This is a genomic window from Pseudarthrobacter sp. H2 (assembly GCF_050157045.1).
Classification (GTDB): Bacteria; Actinomycetota; Actinomycetes; order Actinomycetales; family Micrococcaceae; genus Arthrobacter.
The window spans coordinates 1,665,545-1,689,900 of record NZ_CP189594.1 but is presented as its reverse complement, the minus strand read 5'-3'; the positions used below and the strand labels follow the sequence as shown (position 1 = coordinate 1,689,900).

The 24,356-nt window shown below is 68.1% G+C and carries 18 protein-coding genes; 6 read left to right on the top strand and 12 right to left on the bottom strand.

All coding sequences use genetic code 11. The annotated features are described in order from the left end of the window. Window position 1: 1 nt before the first annotated feature. Both ACQCSZ_RS07985 and ACQCSZ_RS07980 read left to right on the top strand, forming a co-directional pair. Entirely contained in the window at window positions 2–3,145 is a 3,144-nt protein-coding gene (locus ACQCSZ_RS07985; protein ID WP_427007487.1) for an efflux RND transporter permease subunit, read from the top strand. Window positions 3,146–3,201: 56 nt separating this feature from the next. Next, complete coding sequence (locus tag ACQCSZ_RS07980; RefSeq protein WP_427007486.1) at window positions 3,202–4,128, top strand: hypothetical protein; 927 nt, start codon at window positions 3,202–3,204, stop codon at window positions 4,126–4,128. 111 nt (window positions 4,129–4,239) lie between these two features. Here ACQCSZ_RS07980 and glpK read toward each other — a convergent pair whose 3' ends face one another. The 3 genes from glpK to ACQCSZ_RS07965 form a co-directional block, all read right to left on the bottom strand. Next, window positions 4,240–5,754: a glycerol kinase GlpK gene (gene glpK, locus ACQCSZ_RS07975; protein ID WP_427007485.1), complete on the bottom strand. Its 1,515-nt coding sequence runs from the start codon at window positions 5,752–5,754 to the stop codon at window positions 4,240–4,242. Window positions 5,755–5,802: 48 nt separating this feature from the next. Next, window positions 5,803–6,543, bottom strand: a complete 741-nt coding sequence (locus tag ACQCSZ_RS07970; protein ID WP_427007484.1) for an MIP/aquaporin family protein — start codon at window positions 6,541–6,543, stop codon at window positions 5,803–5,805. Window positions 6,544–6,703: 160 nt separating this feature from the next. Next, the gene (locus ACQCSZ_RS07965) at window positions 6,704–8,563 is read right to left on the bottom strand and encodes a glycerol-3-phosphate dehydrogenase/oxidase (protein WP_427007483.1); all 1,860 of its coding nucleotides are present in this window, start codon (window positions 8,561–8,563) and stop codon (window positions 6,704–6,706) included. A 123-nt stretch (window positions 8,564–8,686) separates the two neighbouring features. Here ACQCSZ_RS07965 and ACQCSZ_RS07960 point away from each other — a divergent pair, with 123 nt between their 5' ends. Genes ACQCSZ_RS07960 through ACQCSZ_RS07945 form a run of 4 tightly spaced genes read left to right on the top strand, consistent with a single transcriptional unit; the run spans window position 8,687 to window position 12,623 of the window. Continuing rightward, window positions 8,687–9,649, top strand: coding sequence for a sugar-binding transcriptional regulator (locus ACQCSZ_RS07960; protein WP_427007482.1), 963 nt, complete (start codon window positions 8,687–8,689; stop codon window positions 9,647–9,649). A gap of 60 nt (window positions 9,650–9,709) precedes the next feature. Continuing rightward, complete coding sequence (locus tag ACQCSZ_RS07955; RefSeq protein ID WP_427007481.1) at window positions 9,710–10,588, top strand: aldo/keto reductase; 879 nt, start codon at window positions 9,710–9,712, stop codon at window positions 10,586–10,588. Window positions 10,589–10,599: 11 nt separating this feature from the next. Further along, the gene (locus ACQCSZ_RS07950) at window positions 10,600–11,526 is read left to right on the top strand and encodes an alpha/beta fold hydrolase (RefSeq protein ID WP_427007480.1); all 927 of its coding nucleotides are present in this window, start codon (window positions 10,600–10,602) and stop codon (window positions 11,524–11,526) included. After that, the gene (locus ACQCSZ_RS07945; RefSeq protein ID WP_427007479.1) at window positions 11,523–12,623 is read left to right on the top strand and encodes a glycosyltransferase family 4 protein; all 1,101 of its coding nucleotides are present in this window, start codon (window positions 11,523–11,525) and stop codon (window positions 12,621–12,623) included. The genes ACQCSZ_RS07950 and ACQCSZ_RS07945 overlap by 4 nt, the downstream gene beginning before the upstream one ends. 6 nt (window positions 12,624–12,629) lie before the next feature. On the opposite strand, the gene ACQCSZ_RS07940 is transcribed toward ACQCSZ_RS07945, so the two are convergent. The 9 genes from ACQCSZ_RS07940 to carA all read right to left on the bottom strand — a co-directional run bounded on the left by ACQCSZ_RS07940 (window position 12,630) and on the right by carA (window position 24,287). After that, window positions 12,630–14,804 carry a primosomal protein N' gene (locus tag ACQCSZ_RS07940; protein ID WP_427007478.1) on the bottom strand — a complete coding sequence of 725 codons (2,175 nt, stop codon included), beginning with the start codon at window positions 14,802–14,804 and terminating at the stop codon, window positions 12,630–12,632. Window positions 14,805–14,969: 165 nt separating this feature from the next. Then, the gene (metK, locus tag ACQCSZ_RS07935; RefSeq protein WP_211881010.1) at window positions 14,970–16,205 is read right to left on the bottom strand and encodes a methionine adenosyltransferase; all 1,236 of its coding nucleotides are present in this window, start codon (window positions 16,203–16,205) and stop codon (window positions 14,970–14,972) included. A gap of 78 nt (window positions 16,206–16,283) precedes the next feature. Then, window positions 16,284–17,555: a bifunctional phosphopantothenoylcysteine decarboxylase/phosphopantothenate--cysteine ligase CoaBC gene (gene coaBC / locus ACQCSZ_RS07930; protein ID WP_427007477.1), complete on the bottom strand. Its 1,272-nt coding sequence runs from the start codon at window positions 17,553–17,555 to the stop codon at window positions 16,284–16,286. Window positions 17,556–17,580: 25 nt separating this feature from the next. Beyond that, window positions 17,581–17,841 carry a DNA-directed RNA polymerase subunit omega gene (rpoZ, locus tag ACQCSZ_RS07925; protein WP_211881006.1) on the bottom strand — a complete coding sequence of 87 codons (261 nt, stop codon included), beginning with the start codon at window positions 17,839–17,841 and terminating at the stop codon, window positions 17,581–17,583. A gap of 39 nt (window positions 17,842–17,880) precedes the next feature. Next, window positions 17,881–18,453, bottom strand: coding sequence for a guanylate kinase (gene gmk, locus ACQCSZ_RS07920; protein ID WP_427007476.1), 573 nt, complete (start codon window positions 18,451–18,453; stop codon window positions 17,881–17,883). Window positions 18,454–18,508: 55 nt separating this feature from the next. Further along, window positions 18,509–18,826, bottom strand: coding sequence for an integration host factor, actinobacterial type (gene mihF, locus ACQCSZ_RS07915; protein ID WP_427007475.1), 318 nt, complete (start codon window positions 18,824–18,826; stop codon window positions 18,509–18,511). A gap of 103 nt (window positions 18,827–18,929) precedes the next feature. After that, window positions 18,930–19,796 (bottom strand): orotidine-5'-phosphate decarboxylase, encoded by an 867-nt coding sequence (gene pyrF / locus ACQCSZ_RS07910; protein WP_427007474.1) that lies wholly within the window; start codon window positions 19,794–19,796, stop codon window positions 18,930–18,932. Beyond that, a complete protein-coding gene (carB, locus tag ACQCSZ_RS07905; protein WP_427007473.1) occupies window positions 19,789–23,103 on the bottom strand; it encodes a carbamoyl-phosphate synthase large subunit in 3,315 nt (1,104 codons plus the stop codon). The genes pyrF and carB overlap by 8 nt, the downstream gene beginning before the upstream one ends. Further along, window positions 23,103–24,287, bottom strand: coding sequence for a glutamine-hydrolyzing carbamoyl-phosphate synthase small subunit (carA, locus tag ACQCSZ_RS07900; protein WP_427008282.1), 1,185 nt, complete (start codon window positions 24,285–24,287; stop codon window positions 23,103–23,105). Before carA ends, carB begins: the two co-directional genes overlap by 1 nt. Between the last annotated feature and the right edge of the window lie 69 nt (window positions 24,288–24,356).

The window sequence follows — 24,356 nt, the reverse complement described above, 5'->3', positions numbered from 1 at the left end:
CATGCGCCGGATTATCGCAGCAAGCCTGAGGTTCCGCTCCGTCATCATAGCGATGGCGGCGGCCCTCATGATCGTCGGCGGTACGCAACTGAGCAATGCTTCGGTGGATGTCTTTCCGGAGTTTGCACCGCCGCGGGTTGAGGTCCAGACGGCTTGTCTGGGCCTCACGGCCTCTGAAGTCGAGGAACTTGTCACAGTTCCGATGGAAGAGGCCTTCAACGGCATCGACGGCCTGGACCAGATGCGGTCCAAGTCGGTGTCCCAACTTTCATCGATTGTGATGGAGTTCAAGGCCGGCACCGATCTGCTCGCGGCCAGGCAACTGGTGTCCGAGCGGATGGCAACAGTCATCCCGACGCTGCCGACCTGGGCGGCGCCCCCGCTGATGCTTCAGCCGTTGTCCTCCACGAGCCGCGTCATGAAGATCGGTCTCTCCTCCGACACCCGCTCCCTCATCGAGATGTCCATGCTTTCCTACTGGAACATCAGGGCGCACCTGCTCAGGGTCCCGGGGGTCGCGAACGTCGCGATCTGGGGGGAGCGGCTCCAGATGCTGCAGGTGCAGGTGGACCCGGCCAAGCTGGCCGCCCACAACGTCACGCTGGAGAACGTGATGAGCTCCACCTCCGATGCCCTGGACGCGGGCCTGCTCAAGTACTCCCCCGGGGCCTTGATCGGTACCGGAGGTGCGCTCGAAACACCCAGCCAGACCATGAGCATCAGGCACGTACAGCCCATCACCTCGCCGGCGGAACTCGCCCAGGTTGCTGTGGAGCGCGAACAGGGCGAGCCTCCGCTGCGGCTCGCCGACGTCGCGAACGTGGTGGAGGACCATCAGCAGCTGATCGGTGACGCGGTCATCAACGGCGGGCCCGGGCTGATGCTCATAGTGGAGAAGCTGCCGTGGGGCAACACCCTCGAGGTGACCCGTGGAGTCGAAGAGGCCCTGAAGGAGCTCCAGCCCGGACTAACCGGGATCAATGTGGACACCACGTTGTTCCGGCCGGCGTCGTTCATTGAGGAATCCCTCGGCAACCTCAGCGTCGCCCTCCTGCTGGGCTGCCTCCTGGTGGTCCTGGTGCTGAGCCTCTTCCTCTTCCAGTGGCGGACCGCGCTGGTCAGCGTCGTGGCCATCCCGTTGTCGCTGGTTGCCGCCGCCCTGGTGCTCTACTGGACAGGGGGCACGGTCAACACGATGGTGCTTGCGGGCCTGGTGATCGCCGTCGGGGTGGTGGTGGACGATGCCATCATCGACGTCGAAAACATCGTCCGAAGGCTGCGCCAGCACCGGGCAAGCGGCGGAACGGAAAGCACCGCCCGGGTGGTCGTGAACGCCTCGCTGGAGGTCCGCGGCCCGATTGTGTACGCCACCCTGATTATCGTGGCCGCCACGGTGCCGATCTTCTTCCTGGACGGCCTCACCGGGGCCTTCTTCCGTCCGCTCGCCACGTCCTACACCCTTGCGGTGATGGCGTCCATGCTCGTGGCCCTCACGGTGACCCCGGCCATGGCCTACATCTTCCTTCGGAACGCGAAGCTGGAGGACCGGGACCCGCCGCTGGTCAGGGTCCTCAAACGCTGGTACCGGGCTGTGCTGAGGCCCAGTGTCCGCCGGCCTGTCCCCGGCTACCTCGCGGTAGCGGCCCTCGGCGTCGTGGGCATTGTGGCGGCACCGCTGCTGGGACAGTCACTGCTGCCTTCCTTCAAGGAACGGGATTTCCTGATGCACTGGGTCACCCAGCCCGGCACATCCAATTCCGAAGAAGTGCGCGTCAGCCAGCTTGCCTGCAAGGAACTGATGACGGTACCCGGCGTGAACAACTGCGGCTCCCACATCGGGCAGGCTTTCGCGGCCGACGAGGTGGTGGGCGTCAACTTCGGTGAAAACTGGATCAGCATCGACCCCTCGGTGGACTACGACGAAACGCTCGCGTCCGTCCAGGAAATCGTGGACGGATACCCCGGAATCCACCGGGACGTCCAGACCTACCTCAAGGAACGTGTCCGCGAAGTGCTGACGGGCACCGGCTACTCCATCGTCGTCCGGGTGTACGGGGACGATCTTCCCGTGCTGCGCCAGCAGGCGGACAAGGTCAAGAAGGTCCTCGGCGGAATCGAGGGCGCGATCGGCGCCAAGGTTGCCCTGCAGGTCAACGTGCCGCAGATCGATGTTGAGGTGGACCTGCCCGCGGCCAACCGCTACGGCCTGAAACCGGGCGACGTCCGGCGCGCCGCGGCCACACTCGTTGCCGGCGAAGAAGTGGGCGATGTCTACCGGGGCGGCAAGGCCTACGACGTCCAGGTGTGGAGCCCGCCGGAAATCCGGACCAGTGTATCGAGCATCGAGAACCTCCCCCTGGATACCCCGAGCGGAGAGAGAATCAGGATGGCCGATGTCGCCAAGATTTCGGTGAAGCCGACACCGAACGTGATCGAACGCTCGGAGGGGTCCCGGCGTCTCGATGTCAGTGCCAACGTCAAGGAAGGCGACCTGGCCAAGGTCGTGGAAAAGCTGGAGACCGATCTCCAGTCGGTGGAATTCCCCGTCGGTTACAGCGTGGACATCCTTGGCGAATATGCGGAGCGGCAGGCGGCGGCACAGCGCCTGCTCGTCTACAGCATCGGCGCGGTCCTCGTCGTCTTCCTCCTGCTCCAGGCAGCATTCCGGAGCTGGCGGCTGGCCACACTGGCCATCCTGACGTTGCCCGTTGCCCTGGTGGGTGGAGTCCTGGCCGCCCATCTCAGCGGCGGGATCCTCTCCCTGGGCTCGCTCGTGGGCTTCCTGACGGTCATGGGTATCGCGGCCCGTAACGGCATCCTGCTCATCAACCACTGCCAGCACCTGGAAAAGTACGAGGGCATGGCCTTCGGCCCGGCACTGGTGCTGCGTGGTGCTGCCGAGCGGTTGTCTCCGATCCTGATGACCACCCTGGCCACCGCCCTCGCCCTGGTTCCACTCGTGGTCATGGGCAATATTCCCGGTCACGAGATCGAACACCCCATGGCGGTGGTGATCCTGGGCGGCCTTGTCACCTCGACCCTGGTCAACCTGTTCATCGTCCCGTCGCTCTACCTGCGGTTCGCCAAACGGCGTCCTGCCCGTGAGCGCCGGCCCCGGCAGCCGCAAGCTTCCCCGGCCGTCTAGCTGTTGCAGACAATCCACTACGAGAGGCCCGAAACATGTATCAACGGCGAAATCGATTGACGGCATACGGCTCCGCGCTCCTGCTGGTTCTGGGATCGCTGACGGCCACGGCCACGGCGACGGCGGCATCGGCAGCTGCCCCCGCCGCGCCGGCCACGGTGCCGAATTCCCGGGAACTCTGCGGGCCGGGCTCGGCGATCAAATTCGTCCGCTCGGACTTCCCGTCGACACCGCGGATTGATAACAAGTGGAACCCGCTGACGCCCGGAATGCAGTACACGACGACGGGAGAGGTGGTCTCGGCCGACGGCACGAAGAGCGTACACACCGTCGTCCATACGGTCACCGGCCTGACCAAGGTGATCAACGGCGTCAAGACCCTGGTTCTGTGGGACCGCGACTACTCCGACGGCGAACTGGTGGAATCCGAACTTGCCTTCTTCTCCCAGTCGAAGAAAGGCAGCGTATGGCTCTTCGGCGAATACCCTGAGGAGTACGAGAACGGCCATCGCGTGGGTGCGCCCAGCACCTTCATCAGCGGAATCGACAAGGCGCAGGCCGGAATTGCTATGCAGGGCGATCCCCACCGGAATACTCCGGCCTACGTCCAGGCCTACGCACCCAGCGTGGACTTCCTGGACTGCGGGGACGTCCGGTACAAGCATCAGCGCATCTGCGTCCCGACGGGTTGCTACAACGATGTGATGGTGATCGACGAATTCAACCCGCTGGATCCGCCGAGCGCGGGCCACCAGCGCAAGTACTATTCAGCCGGAACCGGACTCGTGAAGGTCACCGCCGTCAGCGGCGCCGACCAGGAGTTCATGGATCTCGTCAAGATCAAGAAGCTCTCCCGCTCCGAGCTGGAAAGCGTCAATGCGCAGGCGTTGAAGCAGGACAGGCGGGGCTACACGGTCAGCAAGGACGTCTACGCCAAGACGCCGCGTGCGGTTGTTTCAACCCCCGCCGGTGGCGCATCCTGACCGGACGCCGGACAGGCACCATGAATACACCATAAACAACAGGGCAGAAAAGAGCTCCGGCCAGGTTTACCTGGCCGGAGCTCCCGTTGTACCCGGGTGTACGCGGGCTTCTTACCTGACGTCGTCGTCGACCCAGTCCATGGACTTGGTGACGGCCTTCTTCCAAAGGCGCATCTGGCGGTCCCGCTCGCCCGGCTCCATCGACGGTTCCCAGCGCTTGTCCTCGGACCAGTTGGCCGAGCACTCGCCCAGGTCCTTCCAGAAGCCGACGGCGAGGCCGGCCGCGTAGGCGGCGCCCAGCGCCGTGGTTTCCACGACCTTCGGCCGGATCACCGGAACGCCGAGGATGTCCGCCTGGAACTGCATCAGGGCGTCGTTGGCGACCATGCCGCCGTCGACCTTCAGCTCGGTCAGCGGCACGCCGGAGTCCGCGTTGACGGCGTCGAGCACCTCGCGGGTCTGGAAGGCGGTGGCCTCCAGCGCGGCCCGCGCGATGTGGCTCTTGTTCACGAACCGGGTCAGGCCGACGATCGCGCCGCGGGCGTCGGAGCGCCAGTACGGGGCGAACAGGCCGGAGAACGCCGGAACAATGTACACGCCGCCGTTGTCCTTCACCGAGGCCGCGAGGGTCTCCACTTCCGGGGCGCTGCTGATCATGCCGAGGTTGTCCCGCAGCCACTGCACCAGGGCGCCCGTGATCGCGATCGAGCCCTCCAGCGCGTAGTGCGGCGCAGCGTCGCCGAGCTTGTAGCCCACCGTGGTCAGCAGCCCGTTCTTGGAGTGGACGATTTCCTCACCCGTGTTGAAGATGAGGAAGCAGCCCGTGCCGTAGGTGTTCTTGGCTTCCCCGGCCTCGAACGCCGCCTGGCCGAACGTCGCCGCCTGCTGGTCGCCCAGGATGCCCGAAACGGGCACCTCGCGCAGCAGCTGGGAGGTGTGCACCGTGCCGTAGACCTCCGAGGAGGACTTGATGGCCGGCATCATGGAGGCCGGAACGCCGAAGGCAGCCAGGATTTCCTCGTCCCAGGACAGCGTCTCGAGATCCATGAACATGGTCCGTGACGCGTTGGTCACGTCGGTGACGTGCACGCCGCCGTCGGTCCCGCCCGTCAGGTTCCAGAGCACCCAGCAGTCCGTGTTTCCGAACACCAGGTCGCCGGCTTCCGCCTTGGCCCGCGCGCCCTCGACGTTGTCCAGGATCCACTTGATCTTGGTGCCGGAGAAGTAGGTCGCGAGCGGCAGGCCCACCTTCTGCTTGAAGCGTTCCACTCCCCCGTCCTTCGCCAGTTCATCCACGATCGGCTGCGTGCGGGTGTCCTGCCACACGATCGCGTTGTACACGGGCTCGCCGGTGGTCTTGTCCCACACGACGGCGGTTTCGCGCTGGTTGGTGATGCCGACGGCGGCGATGTCGTGCCGGGTCAGGTTCGCCTTGGACAGGGCGGAGCCGATGACCTCGCGGGTGTTGTTCCAGATCTCGGTGGGGTTGTGCTCCACCCAGCCGGCCTGCGGGAAGATCTGCTCGTGTTCCATCTGCCCTGAGGAGACGATGTTGCCGCTGTGGTCGAACACGATGGCGCGGCTTGACGTGGTGCCCTGGTCAATGGCAATTACATACTGGGACATCGTTGTTTCTTTCTGTAGGAGCGGATGCAGGAAATCTTGACGCGGGGACTACTTGACGACGATCGGGACCCACTGGGACATCAGGCCGCCCAGCACGCCGCCGATGATCGGTCCGACAATCGGCACCCAGGAGTAGGCCCAGTCGCTGGAGCCCTTGTCCTTGATGGGAAGCAGGGCGTGGGCGATGCGGGGGCCCAGGTCACGGGCGGGGTTGATGGCGTAGCCGGTGGGCCCACCGAGGGAGGCGCCGATACCGACAACCAACAGTGCAACCGGCAGCGGGCCAAGGCCAGCGGCGTTCTTGCCGAACATCAGGATCACGAAGACCAGCACGAAGGTGCCGATGATTTCCGTGACAACGTTCCAGCCATAGCTGCGCAGGGCCGGGCCGGTGGAGAACACCGCCAGCTTGCTGGCGGCCAGCGGCTCCTCGTCGAAGTGCTGCTTGTAGGCCAGCCAGCAGACCACGGCACCGATGAAGGCGCCCACCAGTTCCCCGCCGAAGTAGGTAAAGATCGATGCGGCATCAACGGGAATGCCGGGGACAAACTCCTTGGCGCCGCTGGACACGATGCCCAGGGTCACGGCGGGGTTCAGATGGGACCCGGACTTGGCAGCAACAAACACACCAGCCATGACCGCGAGGCCCCAGCCCCAGTTCACCAGGTGGAAACCACCAGCGTTGCCCTTCGTGCCCTTCAGCGCAACGTTGGCCACCACGCCGCAACCCAGCAGGGTGAGCATCATGGTTCCGAATACTTCAGACAGGAAAACTAATCCAAGAGACATCTTTGACTCTCCTCTATTTTCTGTTGTCGGCCCTTCGCGGGTTTGAAGGGCCGTGGTGCCGGCCTTGCGTTGGCGCCGCCGGCCAGCCACTGCGCCGGCCGCCGGGGCGGACCGTGCAGTCCTTGCTCCCGGGCTTCCCCACCCGGTCACGCAATTCGTGTCAGGCGACCAGGCTGTGGACCCGGACGCCGTGGAACCGCTGGAGCACCTCCTGGGCGTGGCTGATTTCCCAGGCCCGCGTTGCCGCGTCCCAGCCGAGCGGGCCGGACAGGATGCCGGCAACTTCGTTGAGCAGTTCGCCGGTCACCAGGCCGCGGAAGGCCAGCGGGGTGCGGCGGATCAGGACGTCGATCAGGTGCCCGATCTGCTCGTGCTGCGCCATGAACTCCAGTTCGCGGACGCTGAGTTCGCGGGTGGAGTGCAGGAGCCGGTCCGGCGCACTGTTCCCGTCGCTGTCCAGCGCGCCGTCGAGGAAGGCGATGACGTCCGCGGCACGGGTCCCGTACCGGGCCAGCAGCCCGGCGGTGCGGTCGGCACCGCGGCCTGCTGCCAGGTGCGCCTTGATCCAGCGCTGGATGCCGTCCTCAGTGTCCGGGAAGCCCGCGCCGCCGCCGATGGGGAGCTTCGCCGTCGAGACCTTCCGTTCCATGCCGAGTTCGGCGAGGATGTCATTGCTCAGGTGTTCGGCCAGAGCCCGGAAGGTGGTCCATTTGCCGCCCACGAGGCTGAGGACGACGGCGCCGCCGCCGGCTCCCGCCGCACCCTTTGCGCCGCGTGCGGACCCGGCGCGGCGCTCGATCCGGTAGTCCCGGCTGACGAAGCCGGGCTGGGTGGCGTCGTGCTTCGGCAGGGGGCGCACGCCCGCGAAGGAATAGACGATCTGCCCGCGGCCCACCGCGACCCCCGGGAACACATGGCCGATCAGGTCAAAGAAGTAGTCGATCTCGGCTTCGCTGCAGACGGCGTCCTCGGCCATGTCCGCCTCCACGTCGGTGGTGCCCACGAGGACCCGGTCCCCCATCGGGTAGATCAGCACGATCCGGCCGTCGGTGTGTTCGAAGAAGATCTCCCGTCCGTTGCACGCCGCCAGCAGCTCCGGGTGGTCCAGCACAATGTGCGAGCCCTTGGTGCCGCCCATGAACGTCGAGGCCGCGCCCATGGCCTGGTTGGTCAGGTCGACCCAGGCACCGGTGGTGTTCACGATGACGTCCGCAGTGAAGTCGAAGTCCTCCCCGGTGAGCTCATCGCGGAGCCTGACGGTGCTCCCGGTTCCGGGTCCGGCTCCGGTTCCCGTTCCGGCTCCGCCGGCCGGCCCGGAAACGAGCGAGACGTAGTTGCTGGCGCGGGCCGTGCCGCCTGCCGCGCCGGCCTTTTCACCGTCCTGCAGCACGTCGAGGGTCAGCCGCTCCGGGTTGTGCACCGAGGCGTCGAAGTACGTTGCGGTGTACTTCACGCCCGGGTGCAGCCGTGGCAGCTCGGCGAGGGCCTGCCGGCGGCCGCGGAACTGGTGCCGCGGCACGGCGCCCTGCCCGATCGAAAGGAAGCCGCGGGAGAAGAAGTCGTACAGGCTCAGGCCGAGTTTGATCAGGAAGGCTCCGCGCTCCCGGGGCGTGCCCTGTCTCTTGTGGGTCAGGAAGCGAAGCGGTGCGGCGAGGACGCCGGAGAAGGTGCTGAAAATGGGAATGGTGGTCTGCAGCGGTTTTACATAGTGGGGAGCGATGCGCAGGAGGCGGTTGCGCTCGGCCACGGACTCCCGCACGAGGCGGAATTCGCCGTTTTCGAGGTACCGGATGCCGCCATGGATCATGTGCGAGGAGGCGCCGCTGGCGCCCTGGCAATAGTCGCCGCGCTCGACGAGGGCGACGTCCACACCCTGCAGTGCCAGGTCCCGGAAGGTGCCCACCCCGTTGATGCCGCCGCCGATGATGAGCACCTGCGCGTGCCGCCGCGTCCGCAGCTTCTGCACCGCTGCGCGGCCGCCGGCGGGGGCCGGGATGCGGGATGAATCCTTGTGTCCCAATACTGCTCCTTGGGTTTGGCCAGATGCGCCGAGCCCTAGGGCGCGGCGCCGTTCAACACTATTGTTTGGAGTAATGGAAAATGGAGTCAAGCTCTATGCACAAACGTGCAGGACGGAAAAGTGATGACACCCTCGCGACACTCCGACGCCCTCCGCGCGGCCCAGCTGTATTACCTTCAGGACCTGACCATGGACGCGATCGCCCGCGAACTCCGGACGTCCCGGTCCACGGTTTCGCGGCTCCTGTCGGCGGCCCGCGAATCCGGTCTCGTGCAGATCCAGATCCGCAGCCCGCTGGACACCGGGCCCGAACTGGAGCGCATGATCCGGGCCGACTACAAGGTGGATGTGCACGTTGTTCCCGTCGTGGACACGCTCAATGAGGCGGAAACACTGGACCGCGTGGCCATGCAGGCAGCCCGGACGATCGGCCCGCTGGTGGACTCCAACGCCATCATCGGGGTGGCGTGGGGCTCCACCCTGAGCGCCGTGAGCCGGCACCTGACCCGGAAGATCACCCACGACAGCGTGATCGTCCAGCTCAACGGCGCCGGGAACATGCAGACCACGGGCATCACGTACGCCTCGGACATCATGCGGCGCTTCGGCCGCGCGTACGATGCACGGGTGGAGCAGTTCCCGGTCCCGGCGTTCTTCGACCACGCCGCGACCAAAACGGCCATGTGGAATGAGCGCAGTGTTCAACGGATCCTGAAGCTGCAGTCACGAATGAGCATCGCGATTTTCGGTGTCGGATCGGTCGACGCCGACTACCCGAGCCATGTCTATGCCGGCGGCTACCTGGACGAGGATGACCTGTCCGTGCTGGCCCGTTCCGATGTTGTGGGGGACGTCGCCACCGTCTTCTTCCGGGCGGACGGCTCCACGGACGGGATCACCCTCAACGAACGCTCCACGGGCCCGGACCTCGCCCAGCTCCGCCAGGTGCGGCGTCGTATCTGTGTGGTGTCCGGTGCCTCCAAGATCAACGGGCTGCGCGGCGCGCTGGCCGCGGGCCTCGCCACCGACCTGATCCTGGATGAGGCCAGCGCCCGGCGCCTGGTCACGTTCGACGGGCTGTCCTGATCGTGCCGGGACGGCCTGTCCCTTGGGGCGGCAGGCCGCGGAGTCGGTAAAGTCAATGCTATGAAACCCTCGCCCCGGCTCGGCCTCAACAATGGCGTCCTCATCGACCAGTTGGGAATCGGCCTCTACAAGGTTCCCCCGGCGGAGGCCGCCGGAATCGTCACGATGGCCCTGGAAGCCGGCTACCGGCACTTCGACACCGCCGCCATGTACGGCAACGAAACCGGCGTCGGCAGGGGCATCGGGGCGCTCTCCGGATTCTCCACCAGCGATGACGCCCGGGGAGGTTCAGGCGAAGCCTTCCCGGCGCTCTCGCGCGAGGACCTGTTCGTCACGACCAAGGTGTGGAACGACGACCAGGGCTACGACGCCACCCTCCGCGCCTTCGACACCACGATCTCCAACCTCGGCCTGGAATACGTGGACCTGTACCTGATCCACTGGCCGTGCGCCGCGCGCGGGCTCTACACGGAGAGCTACCGGGCCATGGAGACGCTGTACCGCGAAGGCAAGGTGCGGGCGATCGGCGTCTCCAATTTCCAGCCCGCCCACCTGGACCATCTGCTGGAATCCGCGGAGGTGGTCCCCGCCGTGAACCAGGTCGAGCTCCATCCCTGGCTCCAGCAGGAGGAGCTGCGGTCCCTGCACCGCAAGCTCGGCATCACCACCGAGGCATGGAGCCCGCTCGGCCGCGGCCAGGTCCTGCAGGACCCGGTGGTGCTGGAGCTCGCTGCAGCGCACGGCCGGACCGCGGCGCAGATCGTCCTCCGGTGGCACATCCAGCTGGGCAATGCTGTCATCCCGAAGGCGAGCTCCTACGCGCGGCTCCGGGAGAACCTGGACGTCTTCGGCTTCGCCCTCGATGCGGCGGACATGGAAGCCCTTGCCGCCCTGGAGCGTGGCGTCCGCACCGGCTCCCACCCCGACACCGTCAGCTAGGATCCGAACGAATGGAACACGTGGACACTGTGCCCACCCCCGCGCCCCTTTTCAGTGATGAGCTCGCCGCCCGCACCCGGGCAGCGGCGGTGGACCTCGACGGCGGCAGGGTCGCCTACTGGAGCTACGAGCCCGTCGTCGTAACCCCGGAGACCAGGACCATCCTGGTCATCCACGGTTTCCGCGGCGACCACCACGGCCTGCTCCGGGTGGCCGACCAGCTGCCGGACATGCGCCTCATCATGCCTGACCTCCCCGGGTTCGGCAGCTCCGCCGCGTTCGAGGGCGGCGGACACAGTGTCGACCGCTACGGCCGGTTCATCGGCGGTTTCATGGCTGCCCTGGGCCTGGGCCCGGAGACGGTGCTGCTGGGACATTCCTTCGGCTCGATCGTCGCGGCCCACTTCGTGGCGGCCAACCCCGGCGCCGTCTCGGAGCTGATCCTGATCAACCCGATTGCGGCCCCCGCCCTCGAGGGGCCCAAAGGCGTTATGACCAAGCTTGCCGTGCTGTACTACGAGGCCGCCGCACGCCTCCCTGCGCAGCTCGGACTCGCCCTGCTCCGCAGCCAGCTGATCGTCCGGGCGATGAGCGAGGCCATGGCCAAGACCAGGGACAAGGACCTCCGCCGGTTTGTCCACGCCCAGCACAGCGCCTACTTCGCCGCCTTCGCCGACCGGGACAGCCTGCTGGAGGCCTTCAAGGCCTCCGTCGGCAGCAATGTGTCCGAGGTGGGCGGCGCCCTGACGCTTCCCGTGCTGCTGATCGCCGGGGAAAAGGACGAGATCGCCATGCTCCCCGACCAGCACAAGCTCGTGGCGCTGCTCCCGGACGGGACGCTGGAAGTCATTCCGGGCGTCGGGCATCTGATCCACTACGAAACCCCGGAACCTGCCGCGGGCTTCATCCGGCGCTTCCTGAAGGACCACAGCGCGTGAAAATTCTGATCGATGCCCGCTTCACCAGGCTGGACCAGCACGACGGCATCAGCCGCTACGGCGCCAGCCTCATCGCGGCGACGGCAAGGATCGCGGATGTCTCGATGCTCATCAGCGACGTCCGCCAGCTGGCGCTCCTGCCCGATGTGCCGTATACCCTGATCAACAGCCCGCTCTCCCCCGCCGAGCTGTTCGTGGCCGCCAGGGTCAACAGGCTCGGCGCCGACGTCGTGGTCTGCCCCATGCAGACGATGGGGAGCTGGGGCCGGAACTACGCCCTGGTGCTGACGCTGCACGATCTGATCTACTACGAGCACCCGGCGCCGCCCGGGTTCCTGCCGGCCCCGGTCCGGGTTCTCTGGCGCCTCTACCACAAGGCCTTCTGGCCGCAGCGCCTCCTGCTGAACCGGGCCGACGTCGTCGCAACGATCAGCTCCACCACCGCGGCCCTGATCGCGAAGTACCGGCTCACCAAGCGGCCCGTCCGGATCGTGGGCAACGCCCCGCAGCACGGCCATACGCCCCGGGACCCCGGGGCGGGCGCGGACAAGACGCTGCTCTACATGGGTTCCTTCATGCCCTACAAGAACGTCGAGACCATGATCCGGGGCATGGCGGAACTGCCGGACATGACCCTGCACCTGCTGAGCCGGATCAGCCCGGAGCGCCGCGCCGAGCTGGAGCAGCTGGCCCCGGACGGCGCGAGGATCGTCTTCCACAACGGCGTGACCGACGCCGAGTACGAGGCCATGCTGGCCCGCACCACCGCCCTGATCAGCCTGTCCAGGGCGGAGGGCTACGGGCTCCCGCTCGTGGAGGCCATGTCCCACGGCACCCCCGTCATCGCCAGCGACATCCCGATCTTCCGTGAAGTGGGCGCAGACGCCGCCAGCTACGTGCACCCGGACTCACCCCCGGAGTTCGCCCAGGCCGTGCGGACGCTGGAGCAGCCGGAGCTGTGGAAGGCCCGCTCGCGGCTTTCGGTGGAGCGTGCCGCCGGCTTCAGCTGGGACGAATCAGCCCGCCGGCTAGTGGACGCAGCCGCGGAAGCCGTGGCGCTGCGGGACCGCAAGCGTGCTCCGGGAACACTTCCCTAGGTGCCGCTAGAGGACGTCGACGCCGTCGAGCCGCAGCTGCACCGGATCGTCGCTGCGTTTGGCGGCAGCGGCGGCCTTGACCGCACGCATCACCCTGGTGGCCTCCGTGGCCTGGGCGTACGGGATGAACATCAGCGTCCGGACGTCCTCGCCGGTCTCCCGCGGTGGCTGCCGTGCCCCCGCCGCCGGGCTGCCGGCCCCGGCCCCTGCCAGCACCAGCGGAGCGGGCCCTGCCGTCCGCAGCACGATCCCCTGCGCGCCCAGCCGCTGTTCGATGGCCTGGGTGAAATGCCCGACGGCGGTCCGGCCGCCGGTGACGGACGCGATCCGCACGGCCGGTGGAAGCTGGAGCTCCTGCCGCAGGTCCAGCTCCCGGCGGGCATAGCCGGCGGGATCCCAGCGCAGCAGGGCGCCGACGCCGGCGGCGTCGTCGGCGGTGATGACAACGAGGCCGCCGTCCGGCGCCGGGCGGACGAGGGCGGCGGCGTTGAACCAGCGGCGGACGGCGTCTTCCCCGGCGCGGAGGTTTTCCCGTCGCAGCAGCGAGTCACCGTCCAGCAGCAGGGCCGCGGCGTAGCCTCCGGCGGCGACCGGCTCTGCCCCTACCGTCGCCACGACAAGCGCCGTGGTGTCAGGAACGCCGGCCAGGACGCGGTCCCCGGAGGAGGTGATGACCGGCTGTCCGGGAAAGGCCCGGCCCAGTTCCTCGGCGGTGCGGAGCGCCCCCGTGGCGCCCCGCCGGAGCCTGGCGCCGTTGCAGGTGCCACAGCGCCAGGCGGGGGCCGGGGTGGAGCACCAGCGGCATTGCGGCACCGCGGAGCTGCCGCTGGACCCGGCGATGGCCAGCGGGCCGCTGCAGGCGGTGCAGCGTGCCGGTTCACGGCAGTTTTCGCAGGCAAGCGAGGGGGCGTAGCCGGACCGGGCCACCTGGACGAGCACGGGACCCCGTTCCAGGCCCTCCTTGGCGGCACGCCAGGCGGCGCCCGGCAGCCGGGCGACCCGGGCCAGCGGATCATGCTCCAGCTCGAAGCTGTCGGCCGTGTTGAGCACCCGCGGGACGGTGCGCCGCACGACGGGGCGTTCCGCTTCGACGGGCCAGGCCCAGCCGGACTCGACGAGCCGCTGCGTCTCGGTGCTCCGCGCGTGGCCGGCCAGCAGGCACGCGGCACCCTCCTGGCCGGCACGGAGCAGCAGCACCTCGCGGGTGTGGGCGTACGGGGAGCGTTGCTCGATGTGGAGGTCGTCGCCGTCGTCCCAGCAGATGACGAGCCCGAGCCGGTGGACGGGCGCATACGCGGCGGAGCGGGTGCCGATGGCGACGCCGGCGGCGCCGCTGAGCAGCCGCAGGAAGCTCCGGTAGCGGGGCGTCTGGCCGTCATCCGCGGCCAGGCGGGCGATGTCGCCGGCGGGAAGGAGTTCGAGGAGCGCGGCCTCCACCCGCTCCAGGTCGCGGTAGTCGGGTACCACGACGACGGCTCCGCGGCCGGACAGGCGGACGGCGGCGATGGCCTGCGCCACCAGGTGCGGCCAGCCTGCCGGGCCGAAGCCCTGCAGCGCGCTCAACACGGCGCGCGGGGACTCCCCCGCGCTCAGGTGCTGGAGGAAGGCCGGGCCGTTGCGGTAGGCGGACCAGGCCGCGGCCGGCGCTGCGGCCGGGACCGCTGCCGCAGTTTCAGGAGCGGTCCCGGCCGCGAACAGCGCCGGGTCCAGGCGCCCGCCGGGGGCGAACTCCTTTTCCAGTCTGGCCATCCGGGGCGGCACGGCGACGCGCAGAACGTCACTGACGGTTCCGGCGTACCGCGCGGCGACCCGGCCGGCGAGTTCCAGGACGGCCGGCGTGAGCACCGGTACGGGCGAGACGACGTTGTGCAGCGGCACCAGAGTGTGTCCGGCGTCGGATTCCGCGGTCCTGTCCACGAGGTAGCCGGGAAGTTCCTGGCCGTTGAACTTCACCTTGACCCGGGTGCCGGGCTGCGCCGCGGCATCAAGGCTGGCGGGGACGCTGTAGTCGAACGGCCGGTCCAGGTGCGGGAGGGAGGATTCGAGCAGCACCCGCGCCACCGGCAATTGGGCCGCGAGGACGGGGCCGGCGGCGGATGTGCGGGCCGTGGGGAAACCGTGGAGCAGGGACAGCTGGAGGGGTTCATCCGGCGCGGTCGCGCCGCCATGGACCGGCGTCATGGCACCTCCCTCCCTTCAGCGGCGGTTCAGCAGCGGTTCAGCAACGGCGCAATAAAGAGTAGCCAGGCCCCCGGATCGGGGCCTGGCTACAGCACATCACACAGCAGTGACATTTAAGGCAGTGACATCTACCGCAGTGACATCAAAAGCGCCGGCAGTAACGCCTCAGGCGTTGAAGAATGCCTTGAGGTCATCCACCCGGTCCAGACGTTCCCAGGTGAAATCGGGATCCTCGCGGCCGAAGTGGCCGTGGGCGGCCGTCTTGGCATAGATCGGGCGCTTGAGGTCGAGGGCGTCGATGATGGCCCGGGGGCGCAGGTCGAAGATCTCGGCGATCGCGGCGCTGATCCGGGCCGGGTCCACGGTCTCCGTGCCGAAGGTCTCGACGTAGGTTCCCACGGGGCGGGCCTGGCCGATCGCATAGGCGATCTGGATTTCGGCGCGCTTGGCGAGTCCTGCGGCCACGACGTTCTTCGCCACCCAGCGCATGGCGTAGGCCGCCGAGCGGTCCACCTTGGACGGATCCTTGCCGGAGAAGGCGCCGCCGCCGTGGCGGGCCATGCCGCCGTAGGTGTCGACGATGATCTTGCGGCCGGTGAGGCCGGCATCGCCGACGGGTCCGCCGATGACGAACGCCCCGGCGGGGTTGAGGATGTTTTTGGTCCGCGAGATGTCCAGGTTGGACAGCGCCATGACGGGATCGACCACGTACTCGGCCAGGTCGGCGCGGAGCTGCTCGAGGCTGGCGCCTTCGGCGTGCTGGCTGGAGATGACGACGGTCTCGACGGAGACCGGCCGGTCGCCGTCGTAACCCACGGTGACCTGGGTCTTGCCGTCCGGGCGGAGGTAACCGAGGAGGCCGTTCTTGCGGACCTCGGTGAGCCGCTCGGAGAGCCGGTGCGCGAGCCAGATCGGGACGGGCATGTAGGAGGGGGTCTCGTCGCTGGCGTAGCCGAACATGAGGCCCTGGTCGCCCGCGCCCTGGAGGTCGTAGTCGTCCTCCTGGCGTCCTTCGCGTGCTTCGAGGGAGTTGAACACGCCGCCGGCGATGTCGTTGGACTGCTGGCCGATGGAGACGGACACACCGCAGCGGGCGCCGTCGAAGCCGTTCGCCGAGGAGTCGTAGCCGATGCCGAGGATGGTCTCCCGGACGATCTGCGGGATCTCGACGTAGGCATCCGTGGTGACCTCGCCGGCGACGTGGACCAGGCCGGTGGTGGCCAGGGTCTCCACGGCGACGCGGGATTCGGGGTCCTTGGCCAGCAGCGCGTCGAGGATCGCATCGCTGATCTGGTCACAGATCTTGTCGGGATGCCCCTCGGTCACCGACTCTGACGTGAACAGCCGGAGCGAGGCGGGCGTGGACCCGTGGAAATCAGGGATGTGCAGCGGTAAAGTCACTCAACTACCTTACTGGTTGGAAAACGGACGTCCGGCGGCGTGTGTCCCTGTGCTACGGAGACGTTGCTTACGCCGGCCTCAGGCCGGCGGGACAACCCGGCTCAGTTCGGCGCTGATGCGGTCCAGCACGGCCGCCGCAACGTCGGCCTTGGAACCGGCCGCCTCCTGGGGTTCGGCGCCGGACCGGGAAAGGATGACCACGGAGTTGCTGTCCTGCCCGAAGACCTTGCCTTGGCCCACGTGGTTGACCACCAGGAGGTCGCAGGCCTTGCGCCGCAGCTTGGCCTCGGCGTACTCGAGGACGTCGCCCTCGGCGTCCCCGGTTTCGGCGGCGAAACCGACGATCAGCTGGTGGCGGGAGGCGGCGTCGCGGACTTCCACGAGTTCCTGCAGGATGTCCGGGTTCCGCACCAGTGCGATGACCGGATCGGCGACGTCGTCGCGCTTCTTGATCTTGGTCCCGGAGACATCCGCCGGACGGAAGTCCGCCACGGCGGCGGCCATGATGACGACGTCGGAGTCCGCGGCGGCGTGCAGCGCGGCCTTGCGCAGTTCCAGGGCAGTCTCCACTTCCACCAGTTCGACGCCGTCCGGTGCGGGGACTTCCATATGGGCGGCCAGCAGCCGGACGCGGGCGCCGGCGTCGCGGGCGGCAATGGCCAGGGCCACGCCCTGCTTGCCGGAGGACCGGTTGCCGAGGAACCGCACGGGATCGAGCGGCTCACGGGTGCCGCCGGCGCTGACGGTCACGGTGAGGCCCGCGAGGGGCTGGCTGGCGGACGGCACGGGAAAGGAAGCCGCCGGGAGCGTGCCGGGCACGGCCGGGGCGCCGGCCAGGGCCAGGGCGGCCTCGAAGATGGCCTCGGGTTCGGGCAGGCGGCCGGGGCCGGAGTCCGCGCCGGTCAGCCGGCCGCTGGCGGGCTCGAGGACCGTGATGCCGCGGCTGCGCAGGGTTTCGACGTTGGCCTGGGTTGCCGGGTGGCGCCACATTTCGGTGTGCATGGCCGGTGCCATCAGCACCGGGCCGCGGGCCATCAGCAGGGTGTTGGTGAGGAGGTCGTTGGCCTGGCCGGTGGCGGCACGTGCCAGCAGGTCCGCGGTGGCCGGGGCCACCACGATCAGCTCGGCCTCGTGGCCCAGCCGGACGTGGTTGACCGTGGGGACCTCGTCAAAGACGCTGCTGGTGACCGGGTGCCCGGACAGGGCCTCCCAGGTGGCGACGCCGACGAACCGGGAGGCCGCCTCCGTGGGGATCACCGTGACGTCATGCCCGGCTTCAGTAAAAAGGCGGAGGAGCGACGCGGCCTTGTAGGCCGCTATCCCTCCCCCGACTCCGAGGACTATGCGCACGTGATCTCCGTCAGCGTCTGCGGATTTACTCTGCCGCTTCGACCGGCGTGGAAACGAGCTTGCCTTCGTTGATCTCGCGCAGGGCGATGGACAGCGACTTCTCGTTCAGCTTGGTGTCGACCAGCGGGCCGACGTACTCGAACAGGCCCTCGTGCAGCTGGGCGTAGTAGGCGTTGATCTGCCGTGCGCGCTTGGCACCGAAAATCACCAGTCCGTACTTCGAGTCGGCGGCCTTCAGCAGCTCGTCGATCGGCGGGTTGATGATGCCTTCAAGGTTCGTGGACACGAATTCTCCAAATTCTAACGGGCCGATACGTCCCGGCGCCTAGCGCGGGTTCGGGGTCAACCCCATGAGTGAAACAAGCTCGTCCGCTGCCCGTCGAACGTCATCATTGATGACGCTGTGGTCAAACTCCGGTTCAGCGGCAAGTTCTAGTTTAGCGGTTTCCAGCCTGCGCTGCTGTTCCTCCACTGATTCCGTGCCGCGGCCCACCAGACGGCGGACCATTTCGTCCCAGCTCGGCGGCTTCAGGAACACGAATTGGGCGTCGGGGACTGCCTCCTTGACCTGCCGGGCGCCCTGCAGGTCGATCTCCAGCAGCACGGCCCGGCCCTCGGCGATCGCGGCGTCCACTGTACTGCGGAGCGTGCCGTAGCGGTTCCGGCCGTGGACCACGGCCCACTCGAGGAGGGCGCCGTCTGCGACGAGGGAATCGAATTCCTCGGCCGACTTGAAGAAGTAGTGGACGCCGTCCTGCTCCCCCGGCCGGGGCGGACGCGTCGTCGCCGAAACGGAGAGCCAGACGCCGGGGTAGTTGTCCCGGATGTAGGTGGACACGGTGCCTTTGCCAACAGCCGTCGGGCCGGCGAGGACTGTCAGTCCCGGTTTCTTGCTCACATATTCCTTTGGGGCGGTGTCTGACCCTGATTGGTCTGAATCTGGCGGGGAACGTCTACTTGTTATCTATGAAATCTACCAGCGCCCGGCGCTGGTGGATTCCCAGCCCACGGACCCGGCGGGACGCCGCGATGCCGAGCTGCTTCATGATGGCCGCGGCGCGGACCTGTCCGATTCCCGGCAGCGCCTCCAGCAGCTCCACGATCCGCATCCTGGCGATGGCCTCGTCAGACTCTCCGGAGCTGATGACCTCGGCGATGGTCAGCTCCCCCGCTTTGAGCCGATCCTTGGCGGTGGCACGGGTGGTCCTGGCGGCGGCGGCCTTGTGCAAAGCGTCGGCACGCTCCTGCGGGGTGAGGGGTCGCAAGCTCACTGAAGTCCTCCTGCGGGCACGGACGGCCGTCACACAGACCACGGGCCGTGTCCTGAACCTACCGCCTCGACGCGGCAGAAATCAATGGACAACCGGCCCGGGCCTAGGCCGCGCGCAGCTGGTCGAGCGTGCGCCGTGCCGCGTCCTGCAGCTCCCGGACCCCGGGGCCGGCACCGAGGATGTCCCGGCTGGAGGTGCCCAGGACCTGGCTGTACGCGCCGCCGAAGGTCCGGCGCAGGTCTGCCGCCGTTGCCCCCTGCGCGCCCAGGCCGGGGGCCAGGATCGGGCCTCGGACTGCGGCCAGGTCCAGGTCCAGGTCGGTCAATGCGGATCCGACTGTGGCGCCCACAACGAGCCCCACGGACCCTAACGCCCCCGCATACCGCCGGTTCTCCCCGGCGGCCGCCTGCACGATGCGGCGGGCCACGGAGTCCGCGCCGCCGACGTGCTGCACGGAGGCGCCCTCGGGGTTGGAGGTCAGCGCGAGTACGAACACGCCGCGGCCGGACTCCGCCGCGAGGTCCAGGGCGGGCCGCAGCGACTCGAAGCCCAGGTACGGGCTCAGCGTCACCGAATCCGCGGCCAGCGGGGAGCCGTCCCGCAGCCAGGCGTCGGCGTAGGCGGCCATCGTGGAGCCGACGTCGCCGCGCTTGGCGTCGGCGATGGTCAGCACGCCGGCGTCGGACGACGCGGCCAGGACACGTTCCAGGACGGCCATCCCGGCGGACCCGTGGCGCTCATAGAGCGCCACCTGCGGTTTCACCGCGGCAGCGAGGGAACCGACTGCCTCCAGGACGGTGAGGGAAAAGCGTTCCAGCCCGGCGACGTCGTCCGCCAGTCCCCAGCGCTGCAGCAGCGCCGGGTGCGGATCGATGCCGACGCAGAGCGGGCCGCGGTCCGCCATGGCCCGGCCCAGCCGGGAGCCGAAAGGCTCCCGGCCGGCCGTTTCGGCGGTGGTAGCCTCAGGCATCCTGCGAGGCTCTTTTCTGCGATGCCGCGAGTGCGGCGGCGTGCTCCTGCAGGCTCGTGACGGACCATTCATAGGTGCGCAGCGCCTCGATGGCCTGGACGGCGGCATTGAATTCGGCCACCGTGGTGATGCACGGGATGCCGATCGACGTCGCCGCGGCGCGCAGTTCGTAGCCGTCGCTGCGGGCCGCGCCACCCGAAGGGGTGTTGAAGACCATGTCGATCTCGCCGGCGATGATCAGGTCCGCAATGGTCCCTTCGCCTTCGGCGCTGGACCCATCGGCGACCTTCCGGACCGGGGTGGCCTGGATGCCGTTGCGGCGCAGCACGTCGGCCGTCCCTCCCGTGGAGACGATCTCGAAGCCGAGGTCCGAGAGGCGCTTGACGCCCATGATCACCGAGCGCTTGTCCCGGTTGGCCACGGAGACGAAGATCTTGCCTTCGGTGGGCAGCGCGTTGTTGGCGGCCGCCTGGCTCTTGGCGAAGGCGGTGTCGAAGTGCTTGTCGATGCCCATGACCTCGCCGGTGGACCGCATTTCCGGGCCGAGCAGGGAGTCGACGACCTTACCCTCGGGGGTGCGGAAGCGGCTGAACGGCAGCACGGCTTCCTTGACAGAGACGGGCGCATCCAGCGGCAGGGTGGAGCCGTCGCCGGTTTCCGGCAGCATCTTGTAGGCGCTGCGGAGCTGGCTGATGGTCACGCCGGTGCCGATCAGGGCCGCCGCCTTGGCCATCTGGACGCCGGTCGCCTTGGAGACGAACGGGACGGTGCGGGAGGCCCGCGGGTTGGCTTCCAGCACGTAGAGCACGTCGGAGGCCAGGGCGAACTGGATGTTGATCAGCCCGCGGACGCCGACGCCCTCGGCGATGGCCAGGGTGGCGGTCCGGACGCGTTCCAGCACGTTGTTGCCCAGAGTGATGGGCGGCAGCACGCAGGCCGAGTCGCCGGAGTGGATGCCGGCCTCCTCGATGTGCTCCATAATGCCGCCGAGGTACATGTCGGTGCCGTCGTAGAGGGCGTCGACGTCGATCTCGACGGCGTCCTCGAGGAACCGGTCGATCAGCACCGGGTGCTCCGGGGTGATCTCGGTGGCGTTGGCGATGTAGCGCGAGAGGTTGGGCTCGTCGTAGACGATCTCCATGCCGCGGCCGCCCAGGACGTAGGACGGGCGGACCAGCACGGGGTAGCCGATCTCGTCGGCGATCTTCTTGGCGTCCTCGAAGCACACCGCGGTGCCGTTCTTCGGCGAGATGAGGCCGGCCTGGTCCAGCACGCGGGAGAAGGCGCCGCGGTGCTCGGCGAGGTCGATCGCCTCGGGCGAGGTGCCCAGGATCGGGACGCCGGCGTCGGCGAGCTGCTGCGCGAGCTTGAGCGGCGTCTGGCCGCCGAGCTGGACGAAGACGCCCATCACGCCGCCGGTGCGCTCCTCGGCCGCGATGACCTCCAGGACGTCCTCGAGGGTGAGCGGCTCGAAGTACAGCCGGGTGGAGACGTCGTAGTCCGTGGAGACGGTTTCCGGGTTGCAGTTGACCATGACGGTCTCGTAGCCGGCCTTGCGCAGGGCCATGGAGGCGTGGACGCAGGAGTAGTCGAACTCGATGCCCTGGCCGATCCGGTTGGGCCCGGAGCCGAGGATGATGATGGACGGCTTGGCGTGCAGCGCGACCTCGTCCTCCTCGTCATAGGAGGAGTAGTGGTACGGGGTGTAGGCGGCGAACTCTGCGGCGCAGGTGTCCACGGTCTTGTAGACCGGGCGGATGCCGAGGGCCTGCCGGACGCCGCGGACGACGTCCTCGGAGTTGTGCGTCAGGGCACCGATCTGCTCGTCGGAGAAGCCGTGGCGCTTGGCGCGCTTCAGCATCTCCGGGGTCAGGGCGGCGGCCTTGCGGATTTCCAGCGAGATCTCGTTCAGCAGCTGGAGCTGGTCCAGGTACCAGGGGTCGATCTTGGTGGCGTCGAAGAGCTGCTCCACGGTGGCGCCGCCGAGCAGGGCGCGCTGGACCTGGTGCAGCCGGTCGGTGGTGGGCCGCTTGGACTTTTCGATCAGCTCCGGGACTTCCCATTCGGGGACGGAGCTGAAGTCCAGCTGCGAGCCCTTCTGTTCCAGGGAGCGCAGCGCTTTCTGCAGCGCCTCGGTGAAGTTCCGGCCCATGGCCATGGCCTCGCCCACCGATTTCATGGTGGTGGTCAGGGTGGGGTCCGCCGCCGGGAACTTCTCGAACGCGAAGCGCGGGACCTTCACGACGACGTAGTCCAGCGTCGGCTCGAAGGACGCCGGGGTCTTCTGGGTGATGTCGTTGGGGATCTCGTCCAGGGTGTAGCCCAGGGACAGCTTGGTGGCGATCTTGGCGATCGCGAAGCCGGTGGCCTTGGAGGCGAGGGCCGAGGAGCGGGAGACGCGCGGGTTCATCTCGATCACGACGACGCGGCCGGTGTCCGGCTCGACGGCGAACTGGATGTTGCAGCCGCCGGTGTCGACGCCGACCTCGCGGATGACGGCGATGGAGATGTCCCGCAGACGCTGGTACTCGCGGTCCGTCAGGGTCAGGGCCGGGGCCACGGTGATGGAGTCGCCGGTGTGCACGCCGACGGGATCGAAGTTCTCGATGGAGCAGACGACCACGACGTTGTCGTTCTTGTCCCGCATCATCTCAAGCTCGTATTCCTTCCAGCCCAGGATGCTCTCTTCGAGCAGCACCTCGCTGGTGGGGCTGTACTGCAGGCCCTGCCCGACGATCCGGCGGAGGTCCTTCTCGTCGTAGGCCAGGCCGGAGCCGAGCCCGCCCATCGTGAAGGAGGGCCGGACCACCATCGGGTAACCGAGGTCTTCGGCCGCGGTGAGGGCCTCGTCGATGGTGTGGATGATGTGGCTGCGGGCGGACTCGGCACCGCAGCGCTCCACGACACCCTTGAACTTCTCGCGGTCCTCGCCGAGCTCGATCGCGGCGATGTTCGCGCCGATCAGCTCCACGTTGTACTTCTCCAGGACGCCGTTCTTGTCCAGGGCGATCGCGGTGTTCAGGGCGGTCTGGCCGCCCAGGGTCGGCAGGATCGCGTCGGGGCGTTCCTTGGCGATGATCTTCTCGACCACCTCGGGGGTGATCGGCTCGATGTAGGTGGCGTCGGCGAACTCGGGGTCGGTCATGATGGTGGCCGGGTTGGAGTTGACGAGGATGACCCGCAGGCCTTCCTCCTTGAGGACGCGCAGTGCCTGGGTGCCGGAGTAGTCGAATTCGGCCGCCTGGCCGATCACGATCGGGCCGGAACCGATGACCAGGACGCTCTTAAGGTCAGTTCTCTTGGGCATTACTTCTTGTCCTCAGTCTTGGAATCGGTGGCAGTCTTTGGGTCGGAAGCGGCGCCGGCCGGGGCACCGGCAGACACGGTTTCCCTGGCATCGGCCATCAGCGTGATGAAGCGGTCGAAGAGGTAGGCGGCGTCGTGCGGGCCGGCCGCGGCTTCGGGGTGGTACTGCACCGAGAAGGCCGGGATGTCCAGGCAGGCGAGGCCTTCGACGACGTCGTCGTTGAGGCTCACGTGGCTGACCTCGACGCGGCCGTACCGCTCCTCGGGGGCCTGGGTGGCGCCCTTGAGGGGGGCGTCGACGGCGAAGCCGTGGTTCTGCGAGGTGATTTCGACCTTGCCGGTGCGCCGGTCCATCACGGGCTGGTTGATGCCTCGGTGGCCGTAGCGCAGCTTGTAGGTGCCGAAGCCGAGGGCGCGGCCCAGGATCTGGTTGCCGAAGCAGATGCCGAAGTACGGGATCTTCGCATCGAGCACCGAGCGCAGCAGTTTGACCTGGGTGTCGGCCGTGGCAGGGTCGCCCGGGCCGTTGGACATGAAGACGCCGTCCGGGTTGACCGCGTTGATCTCCTCGATGGTCGCCGTGGCGGGCAGCACGTGCACGCGGACGCCGCGCTCGGCGAAGCGGATGGGGGTCATCCGCTTGATGCCGAGGTCGATCGCGGCGATGCTGAACCGCGGCTCGCCCTTCCAGCCGAAGTCCTTGGGCTCGACCGTGTAGGCCGTCTCGACGCTGACTTCCTCGGCCAGCCGGGAGCCTTCCATCGGCGCGCTGGCCAGGACAGTGTCCACGAGCTCCCGGTCCGTGGCGCGGGCCGCGTCGCCGGAGAAGATGCCGGCGCGCATGGTCTTGTGTTCGCGCAGGTGGCGGGTGATGGCGCGGGTGTCCACGCCCTGGATGCCGACGATGCCCTGCTCGACGAGTTCATCGTCCAGGCTGCGTTCGGAGCGCCAGTTGGAGGGGCGCCGGGCGGCGTCGCGGACGACGTAGCCGGCCACCCAGATGCGCCGGGACTCGGCGTCGTCCTTGTTCACGCCGGTGTTGCCGATGTGCGGCGCCGTCTGGACGACGAGCTGGCGGGCGTAGGAGGGATCGGTGATGGTCTCCTGGTAGCCGGTCATGCCGGTGGCGAACACCGCCTCGCCCAGGGCGGTTCCGGTGGCGCCGTAGCTGGTGCCGCGGAACATCCGTCCGTCCTCGAGCACGAGGACTGCCGGGGCGGGCGCTGTTGATGTCACTGCTGTTGCTTGCTTGGG

Bases quoted from the DNA above. Each gene is read 5' to 3' on its own strand.
- ACQCSZ_RS07985 (WP_427007487.1), top strand. From the start codon at position 2: ATGCGCCGGATTATCGCAGCAAGCCTGAGGTTCCGCTCCGTCATCATA.
- glpK (WP_427007485.1), bottom strand. From the start codon at position 5,754: ATGTCCCAGTATGTAATTGCCATTGACCAGGGCACCACGTCAAGCCGC.
- ACQCSZ_RS07970 (WP_427007484.1), bottom strand. From the start codon at position 6,543: ATGTCTCTTGGATTAGTTTTCCTGTCTGAAGTATTCGGAACCATGATG.
- ACQCSZ_RS07960 (WP_427007482.1), top strand. From the start codon at position 8,687: ATGACACCCTCGCGACACTCCGACGCCCTCCGCGCGGCCCAGCTGTAT.
- ACQCSZ_RS07955 (WP_427007481.1), top strand. From the start codon at position 9,710: ATGAAACCCTCGCCCCGGCTCGGCCTCAACAATGGCGTCCTCATCGAC.
- ACQCSZ_RS07950 (WP_427007480.1), top strand. From the start codon at position 10,600: ATGGAACACGTGGACACTGTGCCCACCCCCGCGCCCCTTTTCAGTGAT.
- ACQCSZ_RS07940 (WP_427007478.1), bottom strand. From the start codon at position 14,804: ATGACGCCGGTCCATGGCGGCGCGACCGCGCCGGATGAACCCCTCCAG.
- pyrF (WP_427007474.1), bottom strand. From the start codon at position 19,796: ATGCCTGAGGCTACCACCGCCGAAACGGCCGGCCGGGAGCCTTTCGGC.
- carB (WP_427007473.1), bottom strand. From the start codon at position 23,103: ATGCCCAAGAGAACTGACCTTAAGAGCGTCCTGGTCATCGGTTCCGGC.
- carA (WP_427008282.1), bottom strand. From the start codon at position 24,287: ATGTTCCGCGGCACCAGCTACGGCGCCACCGGAACCGCCCTGGGCGAG.